This is a genomic window from Streptomyces sp. NPDC058469, assembly GCF_042721125.1.
In the GTDB taxonomy this organism is placed as follows: domain Bacteria; phylum Actinomycetota; class Actinomycetes; order Streptomycetales; family Streptomycetaceae; genus Streptomyces.
In genome coordinates this window covers 22,623-33,317 of the sequence record NZ_JBHXME010000124.1, presented here as the reverse complement: position 1 = coordinate 33,317, position 10,695 = coordinate 22,623, and the positions used below count along the sequence as shown (strand labels likewise).

Genomic DNA, 10,695 nt, shown 5'->3' with positions numbered 1-10,695 from the left:
GGTCCGTCCGGGTTTTGTGCACGACACCCATACGGGCCCGACGGGGGGTGGGGGGGCGCAGCCCCCAGGGTCACCGCCACACCCCCGGAGGGTTCCGTAGTCTTCCGGGGTGAGCAACAACAGCCAGTTCAGCTTCGGCGCGGCCACCGGCATCGGATCCCTCCCCGGCGGCGACGCCCGCGAGGCCGCCCGGACCGCGACCGGCGCCTTCGAAGACTTCCCGTTCCTGCCCGAACTGCCCGCCCGAGGACCCGGCGCGGACATGATCGGCCGGACCGCAGGGCTGCTCGTCGAGGTGTACGCGCGCGTGGAGCCCAGCGGTTGGCGGATCGGGGACCGGCCGGGGCGGGACACGAAGCGGGCGTGGGCGTGGCTGGGGGAGGACCTCGACGCCCTGGAGGAGTTCACCCAGGGGTACGAGGGACCGCTCAAGGTGCAGGCCGTGGGCCCCTGGACCCTCGCCGCCAGTCTGGAGTTGAGGAACGGTGAGTCCGTGCTCTCCGACCTCGGAGCCGGCCGGGACCTCGCGGGCTCGCTCGCCGAGGGGCTGCGCAATCACCTCGCCGACGTCCAACGCCGCGTCCCCGGCGCCCAGATCGTGCTGCAGCTCGACGAACCGTCCCTCATGGCCGTCCTGCGCGGACACGTCAGGTCCGCCAGCGGCTACCGCACCCACCGGGCCGTCGACCGTCAACTCGTCGAGGACACGCTCCGCGAGGTCGTCGGGGTGCACGAGAACGGCCCGGTCGTCGTCCACTCCTGCGCACCGGACGTGCCGTTCGCCCTGCTGCGCCGGGCGGGCGCCGCGGCCGTCTCCTTCGACTTCTCCCTCCTCACCGAGCGTGACGACGACGTGATCGGCGAGGCGGTCGAGGCCGGCACCCGGCTCTTCGCCGGTGTCGTGCCGGGCACGGACACCGCGTTGTCGGACCCTGCCGGTAGCGTCATGGGTGTCAGGACGCTGTGGCGCAGGCTGGGGCTGCGACCGGGACTTCTCGCGGAGGCGGTCACGATCACCCCGTCGTGCGGACTCGCGGGGGCTTCTCCCGAGTACGCGCGCCATGCCCTCGCCCACTGCGTCCGGGCGGCGAGATCCCTCGCGGACAACCCTGAGTGACGGAAGGACAACACGGTGGCCGGCGACAGGCAAGCGGAGACGACGGTGCCCGCAGAGGCACGGGAGAAGCACGCGCAGCTCGCTGAGCAGATCGAGGAGCACCGCTTCCGGTACTACGTGAACGACGCCCCGGTCGTCAGCGACGCGGAGTTCGACCAACTCCTGCGCGCGTTGGAGGCGTTGGAGGAGGAGCATCCCGAGCTGCGCACGCCCGACTCCCCGACCCAGAAGGTCGCGGGGGCGTACGCGACGGAGTTCACCTCCGTCGTCCACCACTCGCGCATGCTCTCCCTGGACAACGCCTTCGACGACCTGGAGCTGGCGGCCTGGGCCGAGCGCGTCCACAAGGACGTCGGCGCCTCCGACCACCACTTCCTGTGCGAGCTGAAGGTCGACGGCCTCGCCGTCAACCTGACGTATGAGCACGGCCGTCTCACGCGCGCGGCGACCCGCGGTGACGGTCGTACGGGCGAGGACATCACGCCCAACGTCCGCACGATCGAGGAGATCCCGGACCGCCTGACCGGCGACCGCGTGCCCGACCTCGTGGAGATCCGCGGCGAGGTCTACTTCCCGATGGAGAAGTTCGAGGAGCTGAACGCCCGTCTGGTCGAGGCAGGCGACAAGCCCTTCGCCAACCCCCGTAACGCGGCGGCCGGTTCACTGCGCCAGAAGGACCCGCGCGTCACCGCCACCCGCCCCCTGCACATGGTCGTCCACGGCATCGGCGCCCTGGAGGGCTTCGACGCCCTCACCCGCCTCTCCGAGGCCTACGAACTGCTCAAGACCTGGGGCCTGCCCACCTCTCCGCACAACAAGGTGGTCGACGACCTCGACGGCGTACGGGAGTTCATCAGGTACTACGGCGAGAACCGCCACTCCGTGGCGCACGAGATCGACGGCGTGGTCGTCAAGCTCGACGAGATCCCCCTCCAGGGACGGCTCGGCTCCACCTCCCGCGCCCCGCGCTGGGCGATCGCGTGGAAGTACGCGCCCGAGGAGGTCAACACCAAGCTCGTCAACATCCGCGTGGGCGTGGGCCGCACGGGCCGGGTCACGCCGTACGCCCAGGTCGAGCCGGTGACGGTGGCCGGCTCGGAGGTCGAGTTCGCGACGCTGCACAACCAGGAGGTCGTCAAGGCCAAGGGCGTCCTCATCGGCGACACGGTGGTGCTGCGCAAGGCCGGTGACGTGATCCCGGAGATCCTCGGCCCGGTCGCCGACCTGCGCGACGGCAGCGAGCGGGAGTTCGTGATGCCGGCCGAGTGCCCCGAGTGCGGTACGCCGCTGCGGCCGATGAAGGAGGGCGACATCGACCTGCGGTGCCCCAACGCCCGTGCCTGCCCTGCCCAGTTGAGGGAGCGGCTCTTCTACCTCGCGGGCCGCAAGGCGCTCGACATCGACCACTTCGGTTACGTCTCGGCCGCGGCCCTCACCAAGCCGCTGGAGCCAGCGGACCCGCCGCTGGCCGACGAGGGCGACCTGTTCGACCTCACCATCGAGCAGCTGCTGCCCATCAAGGCGTACGTCCTCGACCAGAACAGCGGGCTGCCCAAGCGGGACCCGAAGACCGGCGAGGAGAAGATCGTCACGGTCTTCGCCAACCAGCAGGGCGAGCCCAAGAAGAACGCGCTCGCGATGCTGGAGACCATCGCCGCGGCCAAGGACCGTCCGCTCGCCCGCATCCTCACCGGCCTGTCGATCCGTCATGTCGGCCCGGTCGCGGCCGAGGCGCTGGCCCGCGAGTTCCGTTCGATCGAGCGCATCGAGCAGGCCACCGAGAAGGAGTTGGCGGACACCGACGGCGTCGGCGAGATCATCGCCGCCTCGCTCAAGGAGTGGTTCGCCGAGGACTGGCACCAGGAGATCCTCCGCAAGTGGCGGGCCGCCGGGGTCCGGATGGAAGAAGAGGGTTCCGCCGAGGACCAGGGGCCGCGCCCGCTGGAGGGGCTGACCGTGGTCGTGACCGGCACACTCGAACACTTCACGAGGGACGGGGCGAAGGACGCCCTGCAGAGCCGGGGAGCGAAAGTGACCGGTTCTGTTTCGAAGAAGACGTCTTTCGTTGTCGTAGGTGACAATCCTGGTTCGAAGTACGACAAGGCGATGCAGGTCAAGGTGCCTGTTCTGAACGAGGACGGCTTCACCGTCCTGTTGGAACAGGGACCCGAGGCGGCCGCCGAAGTCGCGCTTCCGGTCGAGGAGTAGCGAGGAGCAGCGGTTGAAGGCCACCCGATCGGCGCATACCAGATGCATACGGGTGGCAGGGTCGCATTCGGGCAACCGTCTACGACCGCTGCCCGTGGAAGCCTTCTGCGGCCTACTGTTGAGGTGTGCGCCTGCCGTGCCCAGCTGCGGTTGGGGCAACCCCCTGCTCTTGGTGAGCAGGGGGAGGGGTTTTCCAAACGCGGTGCCGTTGACGGAAGTCGGGCATCGGACCGCGTGGCGTGGGCACCGCCGGCTGTGAGAGGGACGGGAATGGAACCGACCGAGAGCGCCCCCCCGGACTCACTGCTGCGCCGGCTCACCGGCGCCTGGCGGGGGAGTCGTTGGGGAGCGCGACCCGTGGAGCGTCCGGGCGCACAGCCGCGCGCCACCGGACAGTACTCCACACCGGACGCCCGTCACTCAGCGCCGCTCTCCGCCAACCCCGGCTCAGGACTGTCGGGCGGCGACGGCGAACACCATCTGACCTGGCTCGCTCTGCCCACGGCGGTCGTGGTCGCGGCCTGGTTCGTCCTCGGTGCCGGTTTCTTCCGGGCGTTCACCGGCGACCACGCGCTCTTCCCGTCCGGCACGGTCGGCTGGTCGCTGGCCGTCCTGACCGGCATCATCGTCGGCCACCTCGTCGCGCTCGGCCGCGCCCGCTGGTGGGGCGGCACCGGCTCGGGCGCCGCCCTCACCCTCGGCGTCCTGCTGCTCTACGGCTGGGTCGCCGCCGGCATGGTCAGCCTCACCGTCGTCGTCCTGGTCGGCATAGCCCGCCGCAACCGCTGGCGCCAGGGCGTGCTGCACGGCGCGGTGGACATCCTCGGCATAGCCGCCGGCGCACTCCTGCTGGGCGCGTTCGGCCGGGTGCCGTCGGTCGAGACGCCCTGGAACCCGGACACCTGGACCGTCTACACCGCCCCCGAGGTGGTGCTGGTCGCCGTCGCGTACCTTGCCGTGACCCGCACCCTGCTCTGGTATCTGCACGCCCCGCACCACGGCGGACTGCCCACCGTCGCCCGCACCGCCCTGCACAGACAGGGGCTGGTAGCCGTAGCCCTGCTCGGCATCGCACCACTCATCTGCGTGGTCGGCGTGGCCCAGCCGGTCCTGCTGCCCCTGTTCTCGATCCCGCTCATCGCCCTCGACTCCACCCTGTGGATGGCCCGGGCCAGGGCCGAGGAACAACTGCGCGACCCGCTGACCGGGCTGCCCAACCGGCAGTGGCTCCTGGAGCGCATCTGGACCGCCCTGGACGACGCCGAGCGCATCGGCGCCAAGGCCGCGCTCATGCTGATCGACCTCGACCGGTTCCGATCGGTCAATGACACTTTGGGTCACCTGGCCGGTGACCGGCTGCTGTTGCAGATAGCCGACCGGCTGCGGGTGGCGCTGCCGCGCGGGGCGGAGGCCGCGCGGCTCGGCGGTGACGAGTTCGCCGTTCTGCTGCCCGTCGCCGATTCCACGACGTCGGCGACCCGGGTCGCCCGCAATCTCGTCGTGGCGCTCAGCTCCCCGCTCGACCTCGACGGACTCACCCTCGTCCTGGAGGCCAGTGCGGGTGTCGCCGTCTTCCCCGACCACGCCCTCGACGCCGAGGGACTGCTGCGCCGGGCGGACGTCGCGATGTACCAGGCGAAGCGGGACCGTACGGGCGTCGAGGTCTACGAGTCCAAGCGGGACTCCAACACCCCGGACCGGCTCGGCCTGTTGGGCGATCTGCGCCGCGCCCTCGACGCGCACGAGGTGCAGGTGCACTACCAGCCCAAGGTCCGCTTCGACGGCCAGGTCGCCGGCCTGGAGGCGCTGGTGCGGTGGGTGCACCCGGAGCGCGGGAAGGTACCGCCGGACGAGTTCATAGCGATCGCCGAGTCCTCCGGGCTGATGCCCCACCTGACGGAGTACGTGCTGGACACGGCCCTCGCCCAGGTCGCCAGATGGCGCGCCCAGGGCCTGTTCGTACCGGTCGCGGTGAACGTCTCCCCGCGCGATGTGCACACCCCCGGCTTCGCGGGCTCGGTCGCCGCGCGCCTCGCCCGCCATGGCGTCCCGCCGGGCTCGCTCCAACTGGAGATCACGGAACACGTCCTCCTGGAGGACCCCCAGCGCGCCGCCGACACCCTCAACGGGCTGACCGGCCACGGCGTGAAGATGTCCCTGGACGACTTCGGCACGGGGTATTCGTCCCTGGTGCATCTACGGCGGCTGCCGGTCAGCGAGTTGAAGATCGACCGGTCGTTCGTGGCGCGGCTCGCGGTGGACACGGAGGACGCGGAGATCGTGCGGTGCACCGTTGATCTCGCGCATTCCCTGGGGCTGCTCGTCGTGGCTGAGGGGGTTGAGGACGACGAGACGTGGGAGCGGTTGCGGGATCTGGGGTGTGATGCCGTGCAGGGGTGGCTTGTCGCTGCGGCTATGCCTCCGGAGGACATGACGGCTTGGTTGCGGGCGCGGGGGTCTCGGGGGTGGCAGCGGCCACGCGCTGCGCTGCCTGCCGCGGCTGCGGATGATCCGGGGCGGATCGGCTGATTGGCTCCGCCTATTGGGGTGGCGGCTTCTGTTCGTTCGCGGCTGCGGCGCCGTCGTGGCTGGTCGCGCAGCTCCCCGCGCCCCTTAGGTGTCTCACCGCAACCCTGTTGTGAAGTGGGCGATCAGTAGCGCCAGGCGTTGGTCGTGGGCCTCCTCCGGCAGGCGGCCGCTGCGCATCAAGGTGACCAGGCCGTGCAGGCCCGCCCAGTACGTCTCCGTCAGAAGGCCGGGGTCGTCGCCCTTGGCCGCGATCGGCTCGACGGCCTGGAACAGTTCGCCGAAAGCCTCCTGCAGGGCCGGCGGTGCCTCCGGGGTGGCGAACGGCAGGTCGACCGTGTGCGTGAACATCACGTCGTAGAGCGCGGGGCGGCGGCGTGCGAACGACGTGTAGGTCTCGCCCACCGCGGTCAGTGCCGCGCGTGCGCCCTTCGCCGCTGTGCGGGCCGTGCGCATCTCGGCCGCGAACTCCTCGCAGCCCTGCACCGCGACCGCCGCCATGATGGCGCCCTTGTCCTTGAAGTGGCTGTAGAGCACGGGCTGGCTGTACTCGATCTCGGCTGCCAGCCGGCGGGTCGTCACCGCGTCCCAGCCCTCCGTCTCGGCCAGTTCCCGCGCGGCCGAGACGATCAGCCGCTCCCGCTCCGCCCGTTCGCGCTCCCGGCGCGTCTGAATCGTCATGCCCGAGATTCTAGCATTGCTAGCGTTCCTGTCGACGCTCTGCTAGCTTCGCTCTTGTTGCTAGCGCCGCTAGAAAAACGAGACGAGGAGAAGTGGCATGACCATCACCGCGTACACCCTGGCGATCGTGCTGGACCTGTTCTGTCTGTTCCTCGGCTACCGGTTCCTGTTCCAGCCCGGTCCCGCCGCCATCGGCTACGGAGTGCCGGCCGACCCCGGCGGCGACGCCTCCGCCTACCTCGCCGTCAAGGGCCTGAAGGACGGAACCTTCGGTGTCCTGGGCCTGGTGCTGCTGGCGTTCGTCGGTGCCCGGGCGGAGGCCTGGTTCATGCTCTGCGTGGCCCTCGTGCCGCTGTTCGACACCCTGATAGTGCTGCGCCACGGCGGCACGAAGGCCGTGGCCTACGGGATCCACTTCGCCACGGCGATCGTTGTGCTCATCAGTGCCGTACTGCTGTTCCTCGTCTGAGCCGTACTCCTCCTTCTCATCCGACTTCTCATCCGAACGGGGTCCCGAAATGTCATTGCTCGTACCGAAGTTCGATGAGTCCGTGATCGTGCGCGATGCCGAGGCCGAGGTGGTCGGGCGCGCGCCCACCACCGTGAAGCTGCTGGCCGACAGCAGCGCGACCGGCGGTGCGCTGTCCACCCAGCGGGTCACCCTCAGCGGGGGAGCGGACGGCGCCAAACCGCACTGGCACGACAACTCGGCCGAGATGTTCTTCCTGCTCGACGGTGCCGCCGAGATCCTCTCCGGCGACCAGGTCGTCACCGCCGGACCCGGTGACCTCGTCGTCGTCCCGCCCGGCCTGCCCCACGCCTTCGCCGCCGCACCCGGCGCCGACGCCGACCTCCTCATCGTCATCACCCCCGGCGTCGAACGCTTCGAGTACTTCCGCCACCTGCAGCGCATCGCCCTCGGAGAGGTCGGCCCGGAGAGCCTCCTGGAGGTCCAGGAGCTGTACGACAACCACTTCATGAAGAGCGCCGTGTGGGACGCGCGGGCCTGATGACCGGGGCCCCGGAGAAACCGTTTAACGGCTGAGGGCCCCCGCCCCATAGGATTGGCGCCAAACCACACACACTCACCCCAGAGGAACGCTGCATGCCTGGCATCACGCGCGAGGAGGTCGCCCACCTCGCCCGGCTGGCGCGTCTGGAGCTGAAGCCCGAAGAGCTCGAGCACTTCGCGGGACAGCTGGACGACATCATCGGCGCGGTCGCCCGCGTCAGCGAGGTCGCCGACCAAGACGTACCGCCGACCTCCCACCCGCTGCCGCTGACGAACGTCATGCGCGCGGACGAGGTCCGTCCCTCGCTCACCCCCGAGCAGGCGCTCTCCGGCGCCCCGGCCCAGGAGCAGCAGCGTTTCAAGGTGCCGCAGATCCTGGGGGAGGACTAATCACCATGACGGACCACAGCAGCATCATCCGGCTCACCGCTGCCGAGACCGCCGCGAACATCGCGTCCGGCGTGCTCACCGCGGTCGAGGTCACCGAGGCGCACCTTGCCCGTATCGAGGAAGTCGACACGAAGGTGCACGCCTTCCTGCACGTCGACCGCGAAGGCGCCCTCGCGCAGGCCCGCGCCGTCGACGCGAAGCGGGCCAGGGGCGAGCAGCTCGGCCCGCTGGCCGGCGTCCCGCTCGCGCTGAAGGACATCTTCACCACCGAGGGCATCCCGACCACGGTCGGCTCCAAGATCCTCGAAGGCTGGATCCCGCCGTACGACGCGACCGTCACCAAGCGGCTGAAGGCCGCCGACGTCGTCATCCTCGGCAAGACCAACATGGACGAGTTCGCCATGGGGTCGTCGACGGAGAACAGCGCCTACGGGCCGACCGGCAACCCCTGGGACCTCACCCGGATCCCCGGCGGCTCCGGTGGCGGTTCCTCCGCCGCGCTCGCCTCCTTCCAGGCGCCGCTGGCGATCGGCACGGACACCGGCGGCTCCATCCGTCAGCCGGCCGCCGTCACCGGCACGGTCGGCGTCAAGCCGACGTACGGCGCGGTCTCCCGCTACGGCATGGTCGCGTTCTCGTCCTCCCTCGACCAGGGCGGGCCCTGCGCCCGTACGGTCCTGGACGCGGCGCTCCTGCACGAGGTCATCGCCGGGCACGACCCGCTGGACTCCACCTCCATCGACGCCCCGGTCCCGCCGGTCGTCGAGGCCGCCCGCAACGGCAGCGTCGAGGGCATGCGCGTCGGCGTCGTCAAGCAGTTCCGCGGCGAGGGCTACCAGGCCGGCGTCATCCAGCGCTTCGACGAGGCCGTCGCGGTCCTCAAGGAACTGGGCGCGGAGATCGTCGAGTTGGACTGCCCGTCCTTCGACCTCGCCCTGTCGGCGTACTACCTGATCGCGCCCTCCGAGTGCTCCTCCAACCTCGCCCGCTTCGACGGCCTGCGCTACGGCCTCCGGGCCGGCGACGACGGCACCCACTCGGCCGAAGAGGTCACCTCGATCACCCGTGAGGCGGGCTTCGGCCCCGAGGTGAAGCGCCGCATCATGCTCGGGACGTACGCCCTCTCCAGTGGCTACTACGACGCGTACTACGGCAGCGCCCAGAAGGTCCGTACGCTCATCACCCGCGACTTCGAGAAGTCGTTCGAGAGCGTCGACGTGATCGTGTCGCCCACGACGCCGACCACCGCCTTCCCGATCGGCGAGCGTGCCGACGACCCGATGGCGATGTACCTCGCGGACCTGTGCACCATCCCGACCAACCTGGCGGGCAACTCGGCCATGTCGCTGCCCTGCGGTCTCGCGCCGGAGGACGGCCTCCCGGTCGGGCTGCAGATCATCGCCCCGGCGCTGAAGGACGACCGTCTTTACAAGGTCGGCGCCGCCGTCGAGGCCACCTTCGTGGAAAAGTGGGGCCACCCGCTGCTTGAGGAGGCACCGTCGCTGTGAGCAATGCACTGTCGAAGGCCAAGGGCTTCAAGAAGTCCAAGTCCGGCACGTATGTGTCGATGGCCACCACCGCGTTCGGCGCGCTGGGTGTCGCCAAGCAGATCAAGAAGGCGCGCACCGAGCACGACACGCTCCGTCTGATCGACGCCACGGTCTCCGCCGTCGCGCTCGTCACCGGCTTCGCCATCCTGTACCGCGAGCTGAAGCGGCTGGGCGACGACGACGTCCTGCTGGGCTGAGAGGGAAAGTTCACCGTGACCACCACGACCGACCTGGAGTCGTACGAGGACGCGCTGGCGTCGTACGACCCCGTCATGGGCCTTGAGGTCCATGTCGAACTCGGCACCAAGACCAAGATGTTCTGCGGCTGTTCGACCGAGCTGGGCGCCGAGCCCAACTCGCAGACCTGCCCGACCTGCCTCGGCATGCCCGGCGCGCTCCCGGTCGTCAACGCGATCGGCGTCGAGTCCGCGATCAAGATCGGCCTCGCGCTGAACTGCGAGATCGCCGAGTGGTGCCGCTTCGCCCGGAAGAACTACTTCTATCCGGACATGCCGAAGAACTTCCAGACCTCCCAGTACGACGAGCCGATCGCCTTCAACGGCTACCTCGACGTCCAGCTGGAGGACGGCGAGACCTTCCGGGTGCAGATCGAGCGCGCCCACATGGAGGAGGACACCGGCAAGTCGCTGCACGTCGGCGGCGCGACGGGCCGTATCCACGGCGCCTCGCACTCGCTGCTCGACTACAACCGCGCCGGCATCCCGCTCATCGAGATCGTCACCAAGCCGATCGAGGGCGCCGGTGAGCGTGCTCCCGAGGTCGCGAAGGCGTACGTCGCCGAGCTGCGCGAGCTGATCCGGGCGCTCGGTGTCTCCGAGGCCCGGATGGAGCAGGGCCAGATGCGCTGCGACGTCAACCTTTCGCTGCGCCCGCACGGCCGCGAGAAGTTCGGCACCCGGAGCGAGACGAAGAACGTCAACTCGCTCCGTTCCGTGGAGCGTGCCGCCCGCTACGAGATCCAGCGCCACGCCGCGGTGCTGAACTCCGGCGGCACGATCATCCAGGAGACCCGCCACTTCCACGAGGACACCGGGTCGACGACCTCGGGCCGCGTGAAGGAGGAGGCGGAGGACTACCGGTACTTCCCGGAGCCGGACCTGGTGCCGGTGGCCCCCTCGCGACGGGTCGGCCGTGGCCGCGAACAGGAAGTCGTACGACGCCTGGAGCGCGGGCGGATCGGGGTCGTAGGA

The 10,695-nt window shown here is 70.0% G+C and carries 10 protein-coding genes; 9 read left to right on the top strand and 1 reads right to left on the bottom strand.

All coding sequences use genetic code 11. The annotated features are described in order from the left end of the window. The first annotated feature begins 109 nt into the window (after positions 1-109). The 3 genes from ACFWP5_RS37790 to ACFWP5_RS37780 all read left to right on the top strand — a co-directional run bounded on the left by ACFWP5_RS37790 (position 110) and on the right by ACFWP5_RS37780 (position 5,854). Positions 110-1,117: a methionine synthase gene (locus tag ACFWP5_RS37790; RefSeq protein ID WP_384167406.1), complete on the top strand. Its 1,008-nt coding sequence runs from the start codon at positions 110-112 to the stop codon at positions 1,115-1,117. Positions 1,118-1,132: 15 nt separating this feature from the next. Next, the gene (ligA, locus tag ACFWP5_RS37785) at positions 1,133-3,325 is read left to right on the top strand and encodes an NAD-dependent DNA ligase LigA (RefSeq protein WP_384167403.1); all 2,193 of its coding nucleotides are present in this window, start codon (positions 1,133-1,135) and stop codon (positions 3,323-3,325) included. Between the two features lie 270 nt (positions 3,326-3,595). Then, entirely contained in the window at positions 3,596-5,854 is a 2,259-nt protein-coding gene (locus ACFWP5_RS37780) for a putative bifunctional diguanylate cyclase/phosphodiesterase (protein WP_384167400.1), read from the top strand. A gap of 93 nt (positions 5,855-5,947) precedes the next feature. On the opposite strand, the gene ACFWP5_RS37775 is transcribed toward ACFWP5_RS37780, so the two are convergent. Next, entirely contained in the window at positions 5,948-6,532 is a 585-nt protein-coding gene (locus ACFWP5_RS37775) for a TetR/AcrR family transcriptional regulator (RefSeq protein ID WP_384167397.1), read from the bottom strand. Positions 6,533-6,629: 97 nt separating this feature from the next. On the opposite strand from ACFWP5_RS37775, the gene ACFWP5_RS37770 reads away from it, so the two are divergent. From ACFWP5_RS37770 to gatB, 6 genes are all read left to right on the top strand, one after another. Continuing rightward, positions 6,630-7,001: a DUF4267 domain-containing protein gene (locus ACFWP5_RS37770; protein ID WP_384167394.1), complete on the top strand. Its 372-nt coding sequence runs from the start codon at positions 6,630-6,632 to the stop codon at positions 6,999-7,001. Between the two features lie 49 nt (positions 7,002-7,050). Continuing rightward, a complete protein-coding gene (locus ACFWP5_RS37765; protein WP_384167391.1) occupies positions 7,051-7,542 on the top strand; it encodes a cupin domain-containing protein in 492 nt (163 codons plus the stop codon). Between the two features lie 95 nt (positions 7,543-7,637). Continuing rightward, the gene (gene gatC / locus ACFWP5_RS37760; protein WP_007384860.1) at positions 7,638-7,934 is read left to right on the top strand and encodes an Asp-tRNA(Asn)/Glu-tRNA(Gln) amidotransferase subunit GatC; all 297 of its coding nucleotides are present in this window, start codon (positions 7,638-7,640) and stop codon (positions 7,932-7,934) included. A 5-nt stretch (positions 7,935-7,939) separates the two neighbouring features. Then, positions 7,940-9,442, top strand: a complete 1,503-nt coding sequence (gatA, locus tag ACFWP5_RS37755; protein WP_384167388.1) for an Asp-tRNA(Asn)/Glu-tRNA(Gln) amidotransferase subunit GatA — start codon at positions 7,940-7,942, stop codon at positions 9,440-9,442. After that, the gene (locus ACFWP5_RS37750) at positions 9,439-9,681 is read left to right on the top strand and encodes a hypothetical protein (RefSeq protein ID WP_019058562.1); all 243 of its coding nucleotides are present in this window, start codon (positions 9,439-9,441) and stop codon (positions 9,679-9,681) included. The genes gatA and ACFWP5_RS37750 overlap by 4 nt, the downstream gene beginning before the upstream one ends. A gap of 75 nt (positions 9,682-9,756) precedes the next feature. Next, the coding region (gatB, locus tag ACFWP5_RS37745) for an Asp-tRNA(Asn)/Glu-tRNA(Gln) amidotransferase subunit GatB (protein WP_384167418.1) at positions 9,757-10,695 on the top strand (939 nt) is incomplete at its 3' end.

Excerpts from the sequence above, each read along its gene's own strand:
- ACFWP5_RS37780 (WP_384167400.1), top strand. The coding sequence starts at position 3,596 with ATGGAACCGACCGAGAGCGCCCCCCCGGACTCACTGCTGCGCCGGCTC.
- ACFWP5_RS37775 (WP_384167397.1), bottom strand. The coding sequence starts at position 6,532 with ATGACGATTCAGACGCGCCGGGAGCGCGAACGGGCGGAGCGGGAGCGG.
- ACFWP5_RS37770 (WP_384167394.1), top strand. The coding sequence starts at position 6,630 with ATGACCATCACCGCGTACACCCTGGCGATCGTGCTGGACCTGTTCTGT.
- ACFWP5_RS37765 (WP_384167391.1), top strand. The coding sequence starts at position 7,051 with ATGTCATTGCTCGTACCGAAGTTCGATGAGTCCGTGATCGTGCGCGAT.
- gatC (WP_007384860.1), top strand. The coding sequence starts at position 7,638 with ATGCCTGGCATCACGCGCGAGGAGGTCGCCCACCTCGCCCGGCTGGCG.
- gatA (WP_384167388.1), top strand. The coding sequence starts at position 7,940 with ATGACGGACCACAGCAGCATCATCCGGCTCACCGCTGCCGAGACCGCC.